Origin of the sequence: Comamonas sp. GCA5 (assembly GCF_036541385.1) — a bacterium.
Taxonomy (GTDB): domain Bacteria; phylum Pseudomonadota; class Gammaproteobacteria; order Burkholderiales; family Burkholderiaceae_C; genus Comamonas; species Comamonas aquatica.
In genome coordinates, this window is the sequence record NZ_JAZHFR010000074.1 from 1 (window position 1) to 18,400 (window position 18,400).

Consider the following 18,400-nt stretch of genomic DNA (forward strand, 5'->3'; position numbering starts at 1 on the left):
GCCTCGCGCTGCACCTGGGCGGCAGCCCGCTGCTGGGCCGCAGTCTGGCGCTCCTGCTGCTCGCGGGCCAGCTCCGCCGGCGTCTTGACCGCCGGCTGGGCGCCCTGCTTGGTGCTGGAGGTCATGGGCGCCGGTGCGTGCTTTTCGCGCTGCTTTTGCTCGATGGCCCGCAGGCGCTCGCTGGCCTTTTCCTGGCGCTCCTCGCTGTTGATGCGCAGCTCGCGCTCGCGCAGCGCGGTGTCCTGCTCGCGCGCCTGGGCGCGGACCTCGCGCAGGCAGTTGTCCACCGCAAAGCGCTGCCAGCAGGCTTTCTCGCCCTCCACCCTGCGGGCGTCGATCTGGGACCGCGTGTGCAGGATGTCCTGGCGCTCCTGCGCACGCTGCTGTGCGCGCTGTTGCAGCTCCTGGGGGGACGGTGCGGCCTCTGCCGCGGGCACAGGCTGGGCCTGGACCGAAAACGCCAGCCAGCCCAGGGTCAGCCAGCAGCCCGTACGCGTCAACAAGCAAGCAGATGTCATAGCTCTCAAATCAGGTCAGCCCGGTGTCCACCACCCGGCGCTCCAGCGCCAGGAACTCCTGGGATTGCATTTCGTTCAAGCGTGACACTGTACGCGGAAACTCGTGGGCCAACGGGCCTTCGGTGTACAGCTGCTCGGGCGGCACGGCGGCCGACATGATCAGCTTGACGCGCCGGTCGTAGAGCACGTCCACCAGCCAGGTGAAGCGGCGCGCCGGCGAGGCCATGTTGACCGGCATGTAGGGCACGTTGGACAGCAGTACGGTATGGAACTGCGAGGCGATTTCCAGGTAATCGTTCTGCGAGCGCGGGTTGTCGCACAGCTCGCGGAAGTCGAACCAGATCACGCCACCGGCGCGGCGCAGGGGCTTGAGTTCGCGCGACTCGATCTTGAAAACCGGTTTCTCGTCGGGCACATCGGCCAGCTTCTCGAACGCATCCTTCATCGAGGCGTCCGCCTGCGGCCCCAGCGGGCAGTGGTAGAGCTGGACCATCTCCAGCGTGCGGCGGCGGTAGTCCGTGCCGTTGTCCACATTGACCACGTCCATGCGGGCGTTGAGCAGGTCGATCGCCGGCAGGATACGGTCACGGTGCAGCCCGTCGGGGTACAGGCCGTCGGGCGTGAAATTGGAGGTGGTGACAAAGCCCACGCCATTGTCGAACAGCGACACCAGCAGGCGGTGCAGGATCATGGCGTCGGTGATGTCGGCCACGTGGAATTCGTCAAAGCAGATCAGCTTGTAGCGCTTGGCGATCTTGGCACCCAGCGCATCCAGCGGGTTCTGCGTGCCTTGCAACAGGTGCAGCTCGCGGTGCACTTCGCGCATGAATTCGTGGAAGTGCAGGCGCACCTTGCGCTTGATCGGTACGGCATTGAAAAAGCAGTCCATCAGGAAGCTCTTGCCCCGACCGACCCCGCCGTACATATAGACGCCCCGCGGAATTTCCGGCTTCTGGAACAGCTTCTTGATCGCATTCGAGCGCTTGGATTTGTAAGCCGCCCAGTCATCGGCGCAGCGCTGCAACGCATCCACGGCGCGCAGCTGCGCAGGATCGGCGGTAAAGCCCTTGGCAGCCAGCTCGGCCTCGTACGCTTGTCTCACATTCACCTTCTACCTCCAACACGGGTCCATGGCTCAAGCATGCACTCGCGTTCAGCCAAGTCTCAGGGGGAAGGAGGCGAGGATGGGGGCACGCGACACAGGTCCATCGGTGCACGGCGTCGCAGCAGGCGCGCGGACAGCAGATCCGCAGGGGCTTGTGGGTATCATGTCGAGCCAACGACAAACCTGCATTCTAGCTGCCTGCACAGGCGCTTGCGTGCCAGCACGGCGGTCGCTGCAGCGCCCCCTCTCCCGCCTTCCATGCACCTCCCCCATCTCCTGCGCCACCCCACCCTGTCGATCGCGGTCCTGCTGGCCGCGGCCGCTGCCAGCCCTTCCGCTTGGGCAGACGACGAACAGGCCTGCGCCCCCAGCACCATCGCCGCCGTGGCACGCTGGGCCGGCGTCAGCGGCCCACTGGTGCCCTGGGAGACGCCAGGTGGCCTGATCGCGGCAGCGGCCTGCAAGCCCCTGCCCGATGCACCGGAGACCACCATCGCGGCCATCGCCTTCGACACCCTGCAGGAAGGCCCCACCCAGGGCGACGGCAGCAAGCTGCAGGTGGTGGCCCTGGTCGAGCACGACACGGTGGTCGCCGCCCACCGCGCGCAGATCGAAGAGGACGCCACCACCGCCGTGGGCCGCTACCACATCGACACGGCGCGCTACAGGCTCAGCCCCAGCGTGCGCGCCTTCGGCACGGTGTTCCACAGCCACGCCCTGGGCTCACGCTGCGGCGACGCGAATGCCGGCTCCGAGCTGACGCTGTGGGTGCGCGAAGGCCCACAACTGCGCCCCGTGCTGGGCACCAACCTGCGGGGCTGGATCAGCATCGTGGGCACGCCATGCATGCTGCAAGAGAGCCTGCAGCGCAGCGAAGAGGCCCGAATCACCCTGGCCGTGGAAAAGACCAGCCGCCATGGCTTCGCCGACCTGTCCCTGACCGCGCACGTTACGCAGCACGAAGTGCGCGACGGCGCGGCCGGGCAGACCCGCCAGCGCCGGGTGCGCACCGTGCTGCGCTATGACGGCCAGTCGTATGGCAGCGACATGTTCCGCGACTTCTGGTACCCAGCCAGCCTGCGCCGCCCCTGAGACCTGCCCTGCGCACGCTGCAGACGCCAGCCTGCGGTCTGCACGGCCGCCGGATGCATCCGCAGGACCTGCATGCCTCCTATTGTCGGAATGCCTTTTGCCCCTGGCCCTGGCCCTGGCCCTGGCCCTGGATCACTCAGCATCCCCCCAAAAAAATAGCTGCCAGCGCCCTATCCACGGGCGCTGGCAGCTATTTACGGCTTGAAACTTGGTTTAGAAGTTCAGCGTACGCTTGTCCACGGCCAGGGCAGCTTCCTTGGTCGCTTCCGACAGCGAGGGGTGGGCGTGGCAGATGCGGGCGATGTCTTCGCTCGAGGCCTTGAACTCCATGGCCACCACGGCTTCGGAGATCAGCTCGGACACCATGGGGCCCACCATGTGCACGCCCAGGATTTCGTCGGTCTCGGCATCGGCCAGGAACTTCACCATGCCGGTGGTGTCACCCAGGGCGCGCGCACGGCCATTGGCCAGGAACGGGAAGGAGCCGGCCTTGTACTTCACGCCGTCGGCCTTCAGTTGCTGCTCGGTACGACCCACCCAGGCGATTTCAGGGCTGGTGTAGATCACCCAAGGGATGGTGGCGAAGTTCACGTGACCGTGCTGGCCGGCAATGCGCTCTGCCACGGCCACGCCCTCTTCCTCGGCCTTGTGCGCCAGCATGGGGCCGCGCACCACGTCACCCACCGCCCACACGCCGGGTAGGTTGGTCTTGCAGTCGCCGTCGACCACGATGGCACCGCGCTCGTCCAGCTGCAGGCCCACGGCCTCGGCATTCAGACCGTTGGTGTTGGGCACACGGCCGATCGACACCACCAGTTTGTCGGCTTCCAGCACCTGGGCTTCGCCCTTGGCGTTGGTGTACTCCAGCTTCACGCCGGCACCGGAGGTGTCGACGTTGCCGATCTTCACGCCCAGCTCGATCTTCAGGCCTTGCTTGTCGAAGGACTTCTTGGCTTCCTTGGCGATCTGCTCGTCGACCGCCGACAGGAAGGCAGGCGCGCCTTCCAGCACGGTCACTTCGGCACCCAGGCGGCGCCACACGGAGCCCATTTCCAGGCCGATCACGCCCGCACCGATCAGCGCCAGCTTCTTGGGCGTGGCGCCCACGCGCAGCGCGCCGTCGTTGGACAGCACCTTGTCTTCGTCGAAAGGCAGGCCGGGCAAGGCACGGGCGTTCGAGCCGGTGGCCACCACGATCTGTGCGCCGACCAGGGTTTCTTCGGCCTTGCCGGCCACCTTGATCTCATAGCCGCCGTCCAAAGCCTTCACGAACGAAGCCGTACCGTGGAAGAAGGTGACCTTGTTCTTCTTGAACAGGTACAGGATGCCGTCGTTGTTCTGCTTCACGATGGCGTCCTTGCGGGCGATCATCTTGCTGACGTCCATGGCCACTTCGCCCGTGCTGATGCCGTGGTCGGCAAAGTGCAGCTTGGCGTGTTCAAAGTGCTCGGACGACTGCAGCAGCGCCTTGGAGGGAATGCAACCCACGTTGGTGCAGGTGCCGCCGGGTGCTGGCGTGCCCGCAGTGGTCGACCAGGCGTCGATACAGGCCACGTTCTTGCCCAGCTGGGCCGCGCGGATGGCGGCGATGTAGCCGCCGGGGCCGGCGCCGATCACGATAACGTCAAATTGCTTGCTCATAACTCAAAATCTCTGTGTGTCAGGTGCTTGAAAAAACCCACCGCAGGGCGTGGCCGAGGGTGGGTTTTCGTCGAGGTTCGAACCCTGTGGGAATTACAGGTCGAACAGCAGGCGGGAAGGATCTTCCAGCGCGTCCTTCATGGCCACCAGGCCCAGCACGGCTTCGCGGCCGTCGATGATGCGGTGGTCATACGACATGGCGAAGTAGTTCATGGGGCGCACCACGACCTGGCCGTTTTCGACCACGGCGCGGTCCTTGGTGGCGTGCACGCCCAGGATGGCGGACTGTGGGGGGTTGATGATGGGGGTGGACATCATCGAGCCGAAGGTACCGCCGTTGGAGATCGAGAAGGTGCCACCGGTCATCTCTTCGATGCCCAGCTTGCCGTCGGCGGCCTTCTTGCCGAATTCAGCGATCTTCTTTTCGATGTCGGCAAAGCTCATCTGGTCGGCGTTGCGCAGGATGGGCACCACCAGGCCACGGGGCGACCCCACGGCGATACCGATGTCGAAGTAGCCGTGGTAGACGATGTCGTTACCGTCCACCGAAGCGTTCAGCACGGGGTACTTCTTCAGGGCATGCACGGCCGCCTTCACGAAGAAGGACATGAAGCCCAGCTTCACACCGTGTTCCTTGGTGAAGTCGTCCTGGAACTTCTTGCGCAGCGCCATCACGGGCGCCATGTTGATTTCGTTGAACGTCGTCAGGATGGCGTTGGTGGATTGCGACTGCAGCAGACGCTCGGCCACGCGGGCACGCAGACGTGTCATGGGCACGCGCTGCTCGGGGCGACCCGACAGGTCTTCCTTGACGGCAGGTGCTGCCACCTGGGGCAAGGCAGCCTTGGGAGCGCCCGTGGGGATGCTGGCACCCGCCTTGATGGCGGACAGGGCATCACCCTTGGTCACACGGCCGTCCTTGCCTGTGCCAGCCACATTGGCGGCGGACAGGTTGTTCTCGGCCAGCAGCTTGGCAGCGGCAGGCATGGCCACATCGCCCTTGTTGGCGGCAGCGGCAGGCGCAGCAACCGGTGCAGCGGCGGCGGCAGGGGCTGCAGCCGCAGGTGCGGCAGCGCCGGCCACGGCTTCGGTGTCGATCTTGGCGATCAGTTGATCGGCAGTCACGGTGGCTCCGTCACCTTGCACGATTTCGGTCAGCACACCAGCGGCGGGCGCGGGCACTTCCAGCACGACCTTGTCGGTTTCGATTTCGATCAGGATTTCGTCCACGGCGACAGCTTCGCCGGGCTTCTTCTTCCAAGTCAGCATGGTCGCTTCGGCGATGGACTCGGACAACTGGGGGACTTTAACTTCTACGATTGCCATTTTGAATTCTTTCCAAAAAGTGGGGGACGCCCCTGCCTAAGCAGGGGTTGTGCCTGGATTACTTGGTCAGGACAAAGCCTTTGAGCTTGGCGAACGCGGCTTCCACCAGGTTCTTTTGCTGCTCAGCGTGCAAGTGGGCATAACCCACAGCTGGCGATGCAGAGGCTGCACGACCGGCGTAACCCAGCTTCTGGCCTTCTTGCATGTTCTCGTAGATGTTGTGCTGGATAAAGAACCACGCGCCTTGGTTTTGTGGCTCGTCCTGGCACCACACCAGTTCCTTGGCATTGGCGTACTTCTTGACTTCGGCCTCGAAGGCCTTGTGCGGGAAGGGGTACAGCTGTTCCACGCGGATGATGGCGACATCGTCCACTTCCTTCTCGGCACGCTTCTTCACCAGATCGTAGTAGACCTTGCCGGAGCAAGCGATGATGCGCTTGACCTTGTCGGCCTTGGCAACGACGGCGGCATCGCGCTCTGGGATCACGGTCTGGAACCCACCGGAGGTGAACTCGGTCAGCGGCGATGTCGCATCCTTGTTACGCAGCAGCGACTTGGGCGTCATGATCACCAAAGGCTTGCGCAGGTTGCGCACCATCTGGCGACGCAGCACGTGGAAGATCTGGCTGGCCGTGGTGGGCTGCACGATCTGCATGTTGGTGTCGGCCGCCAGTTGCAGGAAGCGCTCCAGACGCGCCGAGCTGTGCTCGGGGCCCTGGCCTTCGTAGCCGTGGGGCAGCATCATGGTCAGACCGTTGACACGGCCCCACTTCACTTCACCGGAGGCGATGAACTGGTCGATCACCACCTGGGCGCCATTGGCGAAGTCGCCGAACTGGGCTTCCCAGATCACCAGGGTGTTGGGATCGTTGGAGGCGTAGCCGTATTCAAAGCCCAGCACTGCCTCTTCGGACAGGATGGAGTCGATGACGACGAAGGGCGCCTGGTTCTCGGCCACGTTCTGCAGCGGGATGTAGGTGCCTTCGTTCCACTTTTCACGCTTTTGATCGTGGATCACGGCGTGGCGGTGGGTGAAGGTGCCACGGCCGCAGTCTTCACCAGACAGACGCACGGGGTAGCCCGAGGCCACCAGCGATGCGAAGGCCATGTGCTCACCCATGCCCCAGTCCACGTTGACTTCGCCGCGGCCCATGGCGGCGCGGTCGTCCACCACCTTCTTCACCAGGGAGTGGGGGTTGACGGTCTCGGGCAGCGTGGTGATCTTCTCGGCCAAACGCTTCCATTCGGCCAGAGGAATCGCGGTATCGCCGGCATCGGTCCACTTCTTGCCGAGGAAGGGGCTCCAGTCGACCGCGTACTGGCTCTTGAAGTTGGTCAGCACCACTTCCTGGGTGTGACGGCCTTCGTCCATGGCAGCGCGGTAGGCCTTGGCCATGTCGTCACCCAAGGTCTCGCCCAGGCCTTGGGCTGCCAGCTTGTCAGCATACAGCTTGCGCGTGCCAGGGTGGGCCGCGATCTTCTTGTACATCAGAGGCTGGGTCAGCGCAGGCGTATCTTGCTCGTTGTGGCCCAGCTTGCGGAAGCAGACGATGTCCACCACCACGTCCTGCTGGAACTCCATGCGGTAGTCCAGGGCCAGTTGCATGCTCAGTGCCACGGCTTCGGGATCATCACCGTTCACGTGCAGCACGGGCGACTCGACCATCTTCACGATGTCGGTGCAGTAGGTGGTCGAACCCTTGTCGCGGGGGTCAGAGGTGGTGAAACCGATCTGGTTGTTGATGATCAGGTGCACGGTGCCGCCGGTGGAATAACCACGGGTCTGCATCAGTGCCAGGGTTTCCTGGTTCACACCTTGGCCGGCGAAAGCGGCATCGCCGTGCACCAGCACAGGCATCACCTGCTTGCCTTCGGGGTCGTTGCGACGGTCCATGCGCGAACGCACCGAACCTTCGACCACAGGGTTCACGATTTCCAGGTGGGAAGGGTTGAACGCCAGCGACAGATGCACGGGGCCGCCGATGGTCGACACGTCGGAGCTGAAGCCCTGGTGGTACTTCACGTCACCTGCGGGCAGATCTTCGGGCGCAGTGTGCTCGAATTCGGCGAACAGGTCCTTGGGCATCTTGCCCAGGGTGTTGACCAGCACGTTCAGACGGCCACGGTGGGCCATGCCGATGACCACTTCCTGGACACCCTTGGCACCGGCCGCATTGATCAGCTCGTCCATCGCCACGATGAAAGACTCCCCGCCTTCCAGCGAGAAGCGCTTCTGGCCCACATACTTGGTGTGCAGGTAGCGTTCCAGGCCTTCGGCCGCAGTCAGGCGGTCCAGGATGCGCTTTTTCTGGTCGGCATTGAAAGCAGGCTTGGAGCGGATTGACTCCAAGCGTTGCTGCCACCAGCGCTTTTGCACCTGGTCGGTGGTGTACATGTACTCGACACCGATGGTGCCGCAGTAGGTCTCGCGCAATGCGTTGAGCAACTCGCGCAAGGACATGGTTTCCTTGCCGAAGAAGGTGTTGCCCACGTTGAACACGGTTTCCTGGTCGGCATCGGTGAAGCCGTAGAACGCAGGATCGAGTTCAGGAATTTCAGGGCGCTCGGTGCGCTTGAGGGGGTCCAGATCGGCCCAGCGTTGGCCGACGTTGCGATAGGCCGCAATCAGCTGTTGTACCGCGGTGCGCTTGCGCCCGAGTTCGGAGTCGGCACCGGAAGCCACGACCACCTTGGTGCCGCCTTGCTTGGCGCGCTCAGCGAAAGCATTGATGACGGGCTGGTGGGGAATGTCTTTTGCGTTGGATCCATCGACTGCAGGAACGTGCTGCAGGGCGTCGAAGTATTCGCGCCAAGAATCGGGAACGCTGCCAGGGTTGGCCAGATAGTTCTCATACATTTCTTCGACGTAAGGGGCATTGCCGCCGAAGAGATAGGTGTTGCCTTGGTAGGCTTGGTAGACAGTGGGCTGATCGCTCATATTCCGCTGACCTTCGCTTTCCTGGAGAAAGCTTTAGCTGGTTGGTAAACCTCCCGCGACACGGCTGTACCGATTGGCGGATGCGACTGTGGCAAAGGAAGGGCCTGTTGTTGCTGCGCCATTGTGCCACCGAAAGCACAATTCGTTTGTGAAGGTCTTATGTAAGAGTTGAGGAATTTCATCGTGCATTGCAACAAACACGTGCCTGAAATCCTCCTCAAAACATATTCCTTATGTAAAACCGCTTGCAGCATAGTTTCGGCAATAAGCAAGTCGCGTACAGTCTGTGCTTGAACATCGCACCAGCCGAGCCCCTCATCCCCATCCATCTGGCCATGCCCTCTGAAAAGACCACCAACCGCACCTTCTTGCTTCTCTTGATTGCAGTCAGCGCGGGATTCGGCGTGATTCTGTGGCCCTTTATTGGCGCCATCTTCTGGGCCCTGGCGCTGGCCATCCTGTTCCACCCACTGAACAAGCGCCTTTCGCAGCGCATGCCCAGCAAACCCAACCTAGCCACCCTGGTCACTTTGGCGCTCTGTCTGCTGGGAGTCATACTGCCGCTGGTGCTGATCGCCACCTCCGTGGTCAGCGAAACCGTGATCATCTACAACCGCATGTCGACGGGGCAGCTGGACTTCGGCACCTACTTCCAGCAGATCAGTGCCGCCATGCCCGCGTGGATGAAAGATTTGCTGCAACGCATCAACCTGGCGTCGACCCAGGAAATCCAGAGCAAGCTCTCCAGCGTGGCCGCCGAAGCCGGCAAGCTGATCGCGGGCAAGGCCGTGGAACTGGGCCAGAACACGCTGGGCTTTGTGGTGAGCTTCGGCATCATGCTGTACCTGCTGTTCTTTCTGCTGCGCGACGGCACCCGCCTCGCACAGCGCGTGCGCAACGCCATCCCGATGGAACGCGAGCACAAGCAGGCACTGGCCGACAAGTTCGCCACCGTCATCCGCGCCACCGTCAAGGGCAACCTGGTGGTTGCCTGCGCCCAGGGGGCACTGGGCGGCCTGATCTTCTGGATTCTGGACATCCAGGGCGCTGTGCTCTGGGGGGTGCTGATGGCCTTTCTGTCGCTGCTGCCCGCAGTGGGCGCCAGCCTGATCTGGGGGCCGGTCTCCATCTACTTCATGGCCACCGGCAGCGTCACCCAGGGCCTGGTGCTGGCCACCTATGGCGTGGTGGTGATCGGGCTGGTGGACAACATTCTGCGCCCCATACTCGTTGGCAAGGACACCAAGCTGCCTGACTACATCGTGCTGATCACCACCTTGGGGGGCATGTCGATTTTCGGGCTCACCGGCTTCGTGATCGGCCCAGCCATCGCCGCCCTGTTCATCGCCTGCTGGGAAATCTTCAGCCCGCAACAACCGGACGAGTAAGCCCCCCATCAAAAAGCCGCCCTCATTGGCGGCTTTTTTGCAGAAATCTCACGCTCACCACTCCCCGATGCTGCGCACCAGATGGTCCAGGTCACATGGCGTGGGGCCAGCCTGGGCTTGCACTGCCTGCGGTGCATCGCCACCCATCTTCGCCACATTGGAGGCTTGCCCCTGCTGCAAGGGCGCAGACAGTGGCTGGTGCTGCGTATGGTGGCGGCCAAAGGTGTGACCGGACAACAGGCTGTGGGTGGCAGGTGGTGTGGACATGGCGGCACGCTCCTTGAACTCGACTGTAAGAAGCCTGAACAACCGCCGCCGTAGGACAAGGTTCACAAGGACTGTCACTGGGGCCTAGGTATAACCCTCACCCAGTCGCCAGCGCGGCCCTCGGATTCCTTTAAGCTTGCCGCCCTATGCCGCAAACGATTGCCCGCCCAGCCCACAGCGAACTGCTCATCAAAAAAAGCCGCTTCATCGGTTGCGTGCAACCCATGCACGATCGCGCCAGCGCCCAGGCGGTGGTCGATGCCCTGCGCCAGACCCACCCTGGCGCCGCCCACGTTTGCTGGGCCTTGCTGGCGGGCGGCCAGTCGGCTGCGGTCGATGATGGCGAGCCCAGTGGCACGGCGGGCCGCCCAATGCTGGAAGTCCTGCGCCACCACGACCTGGAAGGCGTGCTGGCCACCGTGGTGCGCTATTTTGGCGGTGTCAAGCTGGGCGCCGGAGGCTTGGTGCGCGCCTACACCGACAGCGTGGCCCAGGCCTTGCTGCAGGCCGAAAAGATCACCTTGCAGCGCATGGTGACGCTGCAGTGCAGCCTGCCCTATGCCCTAGAAGGCTGGCTGCGCCGCGAACTGGAGCAGGCCGGCGCCCAGTTGCAGAACATCCGCCACCACAGCCGCGTGGACATGCAGTGGAGCATGCCCCAGCCGCACAGCGCAGCCCTGGTCCAGCACCTCAACGACGGCGGCCAGGGACGGATTGCTTGGCTGCCCTACTGGCCCGATTGATTCCAAGGCCCAGCCCCGCCAGCCTGCGCGTATCGGCCAAACAAAGCGGGCAATCGGTTTTTTATTGATCGACCGCAAGGTGGGCTCCACTTTTAGAGTTCAGGCATTCCTACCGGACCCTGCCTGACCATGGATTTACGCTACGCCACCGCCCTTCGCAACGCCACCAACGCTTGGGCGCAGAACCGCGTCACCGACAGCCTGACGCTGCAGGAGCTGCGCCGTTCCCCCAACCAGCAGCAGCAACCGCAACGCGACCATCCCGCCACGCCGGGCAGCGCTGCAGCCACACCGATGGCGCACGCCCAACCCGAGCTGGCGCGCTACGGCAACCTGGGCACACGCCTCAACGTATTTGCCTGAGGCCGCCGACCGCGGCCTCCAAACCGGATTACAGTCGTGGCATGAGCACCACCCCAGCCACCGGCGAAGACCACCACAAACCCGCTTACCCCCTGGTCACCGCCTTGACCGCTATCCGCAAGGCCCGTCATATGACCCAGGCCGAACTGGCCCAGCATGCCGGGCTGTCGCGCATGACGGTGCAACGGCTGGAAAGCAACGGACTGGATCCACGGCTGTCCACCCTGCAGGAAATGGCTCGCGTGCTGGAGCAGGAGATGGTGACCATCCCCCGGCACCTGCATGGCAGCTTCCACGAATGGTTGGCCGCGCAAACCGCGCACGGCAAGACCCACCCTTAAACACCCCCCTCATCCAGCCGCAGCAGTTGCGGCAATGCCTGGGCCGCCGTGGCGCGCACACAGGCATCGGCCAGCCTGTCCAGCTCGGTCGCATCGGGGTTGACCACCACCACACGTGCACCCTGCTGGTGGGCTTGAAAGACCAGCCCCGCTGCCGGGTAGACCACGCCCGAGGTGCCCACCACCAGCATCAGGTCGCAGGTTTGCACCGCGGCTTCCGCCTGCGCCAGGGCCGCCGCTGGCAGGTGCTCGCCAAACCAGACCACGCCGGGGCGCACCGTGTTACCGCAGGTGGGACAAGATGGCGGCTCGCCCCCACGCTGCACGGCAGCCTCTAGATCGCACTGCGGGCACACCGCGTCCAGCCATTGGTGGGCCAGCAAATCCCCGTGCAGGCAGATCACACCGGGGCTGCCCGCCCGCTGGTGCAGGCCGTCCACGTTCTGCGTCACCAGTTGCAGCTTGCCCGGGTGGTGATGGGCAAACTGCGCCAGCGCCTGGTGCGCGGCATTCGGCTGCACTGTGGACACCAGGGCACGCCGGTGGGCGTACCACTGCCAAACGCGCTGCGGGTGGGCCCGAAAACCTGGCTCCGACGCCATCTCCTGCGGATCGAACTGCGCCCAGATGCCGGTTTGCACGTCGCGGAACGTGGGCACCCCCGACTCGGCACTGACGCCCGCGCCGGTCAGCACCGTCACTTGCCGGGCCTGCTGCAGCCAGGCGCGCACTTGCCGCAGAATTTCAGTGTTTTCTGGCTCTAGCGCAGGCATGGCAAGCGCTGACAGCTATCTTTTTGTGCTTATGCCTGGCGCTGGCGCACGGCCTCGTACAGGCACACGCCACTAGCCACGGACACGTTCAGGCTTTCCACGGCACCTTGCATGGGAATGCTGATCAGCTCGTCGCAGGTCTTGCGGGTCAGCTGGCGCATGCCGTCGCCCTCGGCGCCCAGCACCAGGGCCACGGGGCCCTTGAGGTCCACCTGGTACAGGTGCTTGTCGGCATCACCGCTGGTGCCGATGATCCAGATGTTGCGCTCCTTGAGTTCCTTGAGCGTGCGCGCCAGGTTGGTCACCATGAAGTACGGCACGGTCTCGGCCGCGCCGCTGGCCACCTTGGCCACCGTGGCGTTGATGCCCGAGGCATGGTCCTTGGGCGCGATCACGGCGTGCACGCCCGCACCGTCAGCCACGCGCAGGCAGGCGCCCAGATTGTGCGGATCGGTCACACCATCCAGCACCAGCAGCAAGGGGTTCTGCACCCCGCTTTCTTCCAGGTCGTCCAGCAGCTCTTCGAGCGTGCGGGTGTCCTTGACCTCGTCCACGCGCGCGGCCACGCCCTGGTGGCCGTGGCTGCCGGCCAACTTGGCGATGCGCATGGCATCGGCTTCGATCAGGCGCGCACCGGCTTCCTTGGCTTTTTCCAAGAACTGGCGCATGCGCGCATCGCGGCGCGTGCCTTCGTAATAAATCTCAATGATGGATTGGGGCGCGGTCTTCAGACGCACGCCGACGGCATGAAAGCCGAAAAGCACTTTGGGGGACGACATAGGGCAGCGATTATCCCGCTTCGCAGCCCCGCGCCAAGGGCCGCACACAGATACCTGTAGAGCGGGCTTCGATTCATGCCGGTGTATGGCCTTGGCACTTCATAGCGCCAAGTTATGAATTCATGCACCCGACAAGGGATCCACGAACTCCCTACACTTGCGCACTTTCCCGACTTCGGTGCACGCTTTTTCATCATGTTCCACCCCCTGCTGCGCTGGTCCAAGCAGACCAGCATCGTCACGCAAATCGTCATCGGCCTGGTGCTGGGGATTGCGTTGGCCCTGATCTGGCCGGACGCCGCCCTGCGCGTCGAGCTCTTGGGCACCCTGTTCATTTCGGCCCTCAAGGCCGTGGCGCCCATCCTGGTGTTCGTGCTGGTGATTGCCGCCATCAGCAACCAAAGCCCCGGCCAGACCGGGCACCTGCGCCCCATCCTGGGCCTGTACCTGGTCGGCACCCTGACCGCCGCCATCGTCGGCGTGACGGCCAGCATGCTGTTTCCCTCCACGCTGGTGCTGCAGGATGCGGCCTCGGGCATGGCCGCCCCGGGCGGCATCGGTGAGGTGTTGGTCCAGTTGCTCAAGAGCGCCGTGGCCAACCCGGTCAACGCCCTGCTGAATGCCAACTACATCGGCATCCTGGTGTGGGCCATTGCCATCGGCATCGCCCTGCGCAAGGGCGCGGACAGCACCCGCCAGGCCATGGCCGACCTGTCCAGCGGCATCACCCTGATCATCCAGGCCGTGATCCGCCTGGCGCCGCTGGGCATTTTCGGCCTGGTGGCCTCCACCGTGGCCACCACCGGCACCCAGGTGCTGGCTGGTTATGTGCACCTGCTGGCGGTGCTGCTGGGCTCCATGCTGTTTGTGGCGCTGATCGTCAATCCCCTGATCGTGTGGTGGCAGATCCGCCGCAACCCCTACCCGCTGGTGTGGATGTGCCTGCGTGAAAGCGGCGTCACCGCCTTCTTCACCCGCAGCTCGGCTGCCAATATCCCCGTGAACCTGGCCATCGCCAAGCGGCTGAACCTGGATGAGAACACCTACACCGTGTCCATCCCCCTGGGGGCCACCATCAACATGGCCGGCGCGGCCATCACCATCAGCGTGCTGTCGCTGGCGGCCGCCCACACCTTGGGCATCGCGGTGGACATGCCCACGGCCATACTGCTGTGCGTGGTGGCCTCGGTCTGCGCCTGCGGCGCCTCGGGCGTGGCCGGTGGATCTCTGCTGCTGATCCCCCTGGCCTGCTCGCTGTTCGGCATCTCCAACGATGTGGCCATGCAGGTCGTGGCCATCGGCTTCATCATTGGCGTGCTGCAGGATTCCGCCGAAACAGCGTTGAACTCGTCGACCGACGTGCTGTTCACCGCCGCGGCCTGCATGGCCAAGGAGCAGCGCCAGGGCTGACGCCTGCCGCACTCCCGTCGACCAAGGCCCTGCGCAGGGCCTTTTTCATGGGCATCCCATGCCTGCGCCCACAAAAAAGTTCTGGTGTCAAGTCCTTTGTGCAAATCACGCAGGACTTGAAACCGTATATGGGACAGTAGGTTAGCTCTTTTCTCGGCCACTTTGGCGCGGTGTGGCTTCGTGGGCTAGGAGCCACATAGGAGCGTTGGGAGAGAAAGCCACATCGCACTGTGTCGTGCTGGATTGCCGAGGGACGGCGGGCTTGTCTTGTCATCATAGCCCAGGCGGCTCTTGGCGGCATCCAGAATGAAGAACGCGCAGCCTTGGGCTGCGCGTTCGATGGATGTTGCTGGGCAGGCTTCGAGGGCCATCACGTCGGCTTGGACGGCACGCTCCGCGTCGTGGTGCCCTTCCTGAATCCCCGATCCCCCGCCATGAACGCCTCCAGCATGTGCGGGATCAACTTCTCGGCATCGACGGCCTCGCCATACGCCTGCGCGTGCAGCGCGGCGTAGCGGTCGAGGTCGGCTTTCAAGCTGGCCGGGCAGGCAAAGGTCAGCTTGACGCTCTCGGTCTTGGGCAGCGGCCCTAGCCGCAGTTTCTTCGTGTTCATTGGGAAGCTCCCCGGTTGAAGAACAGCGGCTGGCACGGCCGCAGCACCAGATCCCGGTTCACGATGACGCGAACCGGCAGGCCCGGCCTAATGGTCAGCGTCGGCTGGATGTCCATGTTGCGCCGGGTGATCTCCTGACCCACCTGATTGATGCTGTCCTGGGCGCTGTCGCGCCCCGCGATGACGATGCGGTTGCCGTCCTGGCGGTTCTCTGGCGCGGCCAACTCGGCGCCTACGCCCAGCAGCGTCGTCAGCACGGCGCCCGCGACGATGCGATTCCAATGCCAGTCCACGTCGTCTTCCAGGCCGGCGTAGCCGGCTGGATCGGTGCCGACAAGGTTGTCGAGCGTCAGCGAGGACGTATCGGGCAGGATGACCCGGTTCCACACCACCTGCACGCGGCTCTGCCCGTAGCTGACCTGGCTGTTGTATTTACCCAGGATGCGCGACCCCTGCGGGATCAACAGGAACTTGCCCGTGGCCGAGTCATAGACCGGCTCCGTCACCGTGGCGATCACGTCGCCTGGCAAGTCCGACTTGATGCCCGTCACCAGCGCGCCCGCAATCACCGTTCCGGCCATGACCTGATACGGCGAGGCCGGCATTTTCAGGTTTCCGGAATTGCGGGTTTCCATAGAGCCGCCTTTCAGGAACGCCTCTTTCTGGTCTTGCCGGTTTTGCACAGCTGTCGGATCGGCAGGCTGGGGCGCCGCCGAGGCCGGCCCAGCCGCGAGCGGGTCGAAGGCCGCGAGCGTGTTGGCAGCACCAGGCACACCCGGCGGCGCCACCGTGGCCGTGGCGGCGGCCTGGCCCTGGCCGCCCGAGCGGAAAAACACCGACGAAGCCGCTGCGGCTTCCGCCTCCTTGCGCAAGGCGTCGTTGGGATCGTGGCCGGGGGCCGCGTAAGCGGCCACGGCGGACTGCTGCGAGTTCACGATGGCCGGGCCAAGATCGCCCGGCAGTGGCGGCCCCAGCTCGGGCACCTTCGGCGGCAGCTTCGAGTAGTCGGACGGCAGGCCGTCCAGCCCTTCGGACTTCGAGACGCGATCGACGTTGTAAAGCTCGGTCTGCTCGCCCGCGCCGCGCCGGTGCGGTTGCAATGACCAGATCGTGGCCCCGAGCACGGCGACCGACAGGCCGCCGACGAGGACGGCCAGCGTGCGCCGGTTCAACCGGGTCACGGCACGCGGCTGGGCGCGAAGCGCCACCGCCTCGGGCGCGACCTTGCCTGCCTGCCGCGTGGCGAGGTCGGGGGTATCGTCCTGGCTCATGGTCAGTTCCTCCGTGCCACGCCATCCGTGCGCTCGATCCGCACCACGTCGCCCTTGTCACCGCCCAGGCGCAACTCTGCCGCGCCAAACAGGCGATCCACGATGTAGTACGGCGAACGGAAGCGGTAGTTCACCAGTTGCCCGTCGCCTTCCGGCCCGATCACGAACAGCGGCGGCAGTTCGCCTTGCGCGATGCCGGCGGGGAACTGGATATAGACCTTCTGCCCGTCGTCGAAAGCGCGCAGCGGCTTCCACGACGGATTGCTGCCGCCGATCGCGTAGCGAAAGCGCAGGTTCTCCAGCGACAGGCCGCTATCCACCGGCGCGGCGGCGCTGGCCGCTTGCGCCTGGCGCTGCAAGGCCAGCATCCGGTCGCGCGGGTACTCCCAGGACACCGACGCCATCCACGTCTTTTCCGTGGAAGTCAGTTCCAGCAGGTACGTCCTCCGGCTGGTGATGATGACCAGATTGGTCTTGAGGCCCGAGCGGATCGGCTTGACCAGCACGTTGACGCGCAAGTCGGCACCGCTGCCGCTGGACGTGTCGCCCACGATCCAGCGCACGGTATCGCCGGCGGCCACCGTCACCAGCTCCTCGCCCGGCTGCAAGGCAACCATCGTCACCCGGCCCACGGCCGCATAGACCTGATACAGCGCGCCATCGGTGAAGGGCCACACCTGAATCGCGTTGACGTAGCCCTCGCGCGTGGGCGCGACACGCGCCTCGGCATTGGCGCGTGAAACGCGCACCTTCTCGTCGGCCGGCTCGGGCGTGGGCTTGGCGTCCTCGGCCTCGGGTGCCGGCATCAACTGCGCCGGCATCGGCAGCACCTCGGGCACGGCCACAACCTCCACGGGCGCGGGCGGCTCCGGCATCGGCTGGGCCTGCACCGGCACCGGCTCATCGAGCGAGATGGTCGGCGGCGGCTTGCCTTGCGTGGCGCAGCCCGCCAGGGCAACAAGCATCAACGGCAAAGCGTAAAAGCGGAAAGACAGGTTCATGGTTTTGCTCCTTCGGAAGAATCCAGCTCGCGGCTCCAGGAAAGGCCGTTGACGTAGATGCCCAGCGGGTTCTTGCGCAGGCGTTCTTCGGTGCGCGGCGGCTGGAGCACGATGGACACCACGGCCGTCCACCGTTCCAGGCCCGCCGCAGCGCCGTTGACGTAGCGGCGTTCCGTCCAGCGCACGTTGAAAGACGTGTCGCTGGCACGCACGACGCTGGTGATCTGCACCGTCACCGACTCCTTTCCGATGCGCGCGAACGGGTCGTTGACCCGCGCGTAGTCGTTGAGCACGGCCGCGCCTTTGTCGGTCGTGTAGTCGTAGGCGTCCAGCCAGTTCTGGCGGACGACGATGGGGTCGATGGACAGCGAGCGCACCAGCGTCACGAAGCGCGCGATGTGGTGCGCCGTCTGCGCATCGTTGGGCCGGTACGGCGTGGCGGCTTCGCCCACGGCGCGCACCTGGCCCGCGTTGTCCACCTCCACGACGTAGGGCGTCACGATGGATTGCGCCGAGCGCCACACCAGTCCGCCGGCCATCAGCAGCGCGAGCGTGAGGCAGCCGAAGGCCATGAATCGCCAGTTCTTGGCCTGGACGCGGGCCGAGCCGATACGGTCGTCCCACACCTGGCCGGCGGTTTGGTACGGCGTGGCAGGCTGCGGCGTGTCGGCGTAGCGCACCTGCGGTTTCTTGAATCGCATGGTCAGTTCTCCTTGTGAATCGCGTCAGTCGTCGGAGCCGCGCAGGCTCGGGCCTTGCCCGGAGCCGCCGCCGTCGCCATCCGCGCAGCGCGTGGGCAGCGGTTGGTCGCGGCGTGGGTGAGCTGCTGGC

At 64.7% G+C, this 18,400-nt stretch carries 17 protein-coding genes and 1 pseudogene; 6 read left to right on the forward strand and 12 right to left on the reverse strand.

The features are described from left to right. Positions 1–518: pseudogene (locus SJH88_RS14960) on the reverse strand (hypothetical protein); the annotation flags it as partial. 10 nt (positions 519–528) lie between these two features. After that, positions 529–1,626, reverse strand: coding sequence for a cell division protein ZapE (zapE, locus tag SJH88_RS14965; protein ID WP_042418527.1), 1,098 nt, complete (start codon positions 1,624–1,626; stop codon positions 529–531). A 255-nt stretch (positions 1,627–1,881) separates the two neighbouring features. On the opposite strand from zapE, the gene SJH88_RS14970 reads away from it, so the two are divergent. After that, positions 1,882–2,715, forward strand: coding sequence for a PA3715 family protein (locus tag SJH88_RS14970; RefSeq protein WP_274754944.1), 834 nt, complete (start codon positions 1,882–1,884; stop codon positions 2,713–2,715). Between the two features lie 213 nt (positions 2,716–2,928). On the opposite strand, the gene lpdA is transcribed toward SJH88_RS14970, so the two are convergent. From lpdA to SJH88_RS14985, 3 genes are all read right to left on the reverse strand, one after another. Continuing rightward, positions 2,929–4,356: a dihydrolipoyl dehydrogenase gene (lpdA, locus tag SJH88_RS14975; protein WP_274754945.1), complete on the reverse strand. Its 1,428-nt coding sequence runs from the start codon at positions 4,354–4,356 to the stop codon at positions 2,929–2,931. Positions 4,357–4,449: 93 nt separating this feature from the next. Further along, positions 4,450–5,682, reverse strand: a complete 1,233-nt coding sequence (odhB, locus tag SJH88_RS14980) for a 2-oxoglutarate dehydrogenase complex dihydrolipoyllysine-residue succinyltransferase (RefSeq protein ID WP_042418532.1) — start codon at positions 5,680–5,682, stop codon at positions 4,450–4,452. A 58-nt stretch (positions 5,683–5,740) separates the two neighbouring features. Next, positions 5,741–8,620: a 2-oxoglutarate dehydrogenase E1 component gene (locus SJH88_RS14985; RefSeq protein WP_043383450.1), complete on the reverse strand. Its 2,880-nt coding sequence runs from the start codon at positions 8,618–8,620 to the stop codon at positions 5,741–5,743. 335 nt (positions 8,621–8,955) lie between these two features. On the opposite strand from SJH88_RS14985, the gene SJH88_RS14990 reads away from it, so the two are divergent. Beyond that, a complete protein-coding gene (locus tag SJH88_RS14990) occupies positions 8,956–10,008 on the forward strand; it encodes an AI-2E family transporter (protein WP_274754947.1) in 1,053 nt (350 codons plus the stop codon). 54 nt (positions 10,009–10,062) lie between these two features. On the opposite strand, the gene SJH88_RS14995 is transcribed toward SJH88_RS14990, so the two are convergent. Next, a complete protein-coding gene (locus SJH88_RS14995; RefSeq protein ID WP_210931180.1) occupies positions 10,063–10,275 on the reverse strand; it encodes a hypothetical protein in 213 nt (70 codons plus the stop codon). A 146-nt stretch (positions 10,276–10,421) separates the two neighbouring features. Here SJH88_RS14995 and SJH88_RS15000 point away from each other — a divergent pair, with 146 nt between their 5' ends. The 3 genes from SJH88_RS15000 (at position 10,422) to SJH88_RS15010 (ending at position 11,722) form a co-directional block, all read left to right on the forward strand. After that, positions 10,422–11,018: an IMPACT family protein gene (locus SJH88_RS15000; RefSeq protein ID WP_154163865.1), complete on the forward strand. Its 597-nt coding sequence runs from the start codon at positions 10,422–10,424 to the stop codon at positions 11,016–11,018. Positions 11,019–11,147: 129 nt separating this feature from the next. Further along, positions 11,148–11,381 carry a hypothetical protein gene (locus SJH88_RS15005; protein ID WP_042416440.1) on the forward strand — a complete coding sequence of 78 codons (234 nt, stop codon included), beginning with the start codon at positions 11,148–11,150 and terminating at the stop codon, positions 11,379–11,381. Positions 11,382–11,422: 41 nt separating this feature from the next. After that, entirely contained in the window at positions 11,423–11,722 is a 300-nt protein-coding gene (locus SJH88_RS15010; protein WP_154163864.1) for a helix-turn-helix domain-containing protein, read from the forward strand. Here SJH88_RS15010 and SJH88_RS15015 read toward each other — a convergent pair. Further along, complete coding sequence (locus tag SJH88_RS15015) at positions 11,719–12,495, reverse strand: SIR2 family NAD-dependent protein deacylase (RefSeq protein WP_154163863.1); 777 nt, start codon at positions 12,493–12,495, stop codon at positions 11,719–11,721. The two genes, SJH88_RS15010 and SJH88_RS15015, sit on opposite strands and share 4 nt — an antisense overlap. A 29-nt stretch (positions 12,496–12,524) precedes the next feature. Beyond that, positions 12,525–13,274 (reverse strand): 23S rRNA (guanosine(2251)-2'-O)-methyltransferase RlmB, encoded by a 750-nt coding sequence (gene rlmB, locus SJH88_RS15020; RefSeq protein ID WP_045266852.1) that lies wholly within the window; start codon positions 13,272–13,274, stop codon positions 12,525–12,527. A gap of 195 nt (positions 13,275–13,469) precedes the next feature. Here rlmB and sstT point away from each other — a divergent pair, with 195 nt between their 5' ends. After that, a complete protein-coding gene (gene sstT, locus SJH88_RS15025) occupies positions 13,470–14,684 on the forward strand; it encodes a serine/threonine transporter SstT (RefSeq protein ID WP_274754946.1) in 1,215 nt (404 codons plus the stop codon). 370 nt (positions 14,685–15,054) lie between these two features. On the opposite strand, the gene SJH88_RS15030 is transcribed toward sstT, so the two are convergent. Genes SJH88_RS15030 through trbF form a run of 4 tightly spaced genes read right to left on the reverse strand, consistent with a single transcriptional unit; the run spans position 15,055 to position 18,270 of the window. Next, on the reverse strand, positions 15,055–15,297 hold the full coding sequence (locus SJH88_RS15030; protein WP_008786880.1) for a DUF2274 domain-containing protein: 243 nt from the start codon (positions 15,295–15,297) through the stop codon (positions 15,055–15,057). Continuing rightward, positions 15,294–16,568, reverse strand: coding sequence for a TraB/TrbI/VirB10 family type IV secretion system protein (locus SJH88_RS15035; protein ID WP_008786881.1), 1,275 nt, complete (start codon positions 16,566–16,568; stop codon positions 15,294–15,296). Before SJH88_RS15035 ends, SJH88_RS15030 begins: the two co-directional genes overlap by 4 nt. Positions 16,569–16,570: 2 nt before the next feature. Then, positions 16,571–17,569, reverse strand: coding sequence for a P-type conjugative transfer protein TrbG (gene trbG, locus SJH88_RS15040; RefSeq protein WP_008786882.1), 999 nt, complete (start codon positions 17,567–17,569; stop codon positions 16,571–16,573). Further along, entirely contained in the window at positions 17,566–18,270 is a 705-nt protein-coding gene (trbF, locus tag SJH88_RS15045) for a conjugal transfer protein TrbF (protein ID WP_008786883.1), read from the reverse strand. The genes trbG and trbF overlap by 4 nt, the downstream gene beginning before the upstream one ends. Between the last annotated feature and the right edge of the window lie 130 nt (positions 18,271–18,400).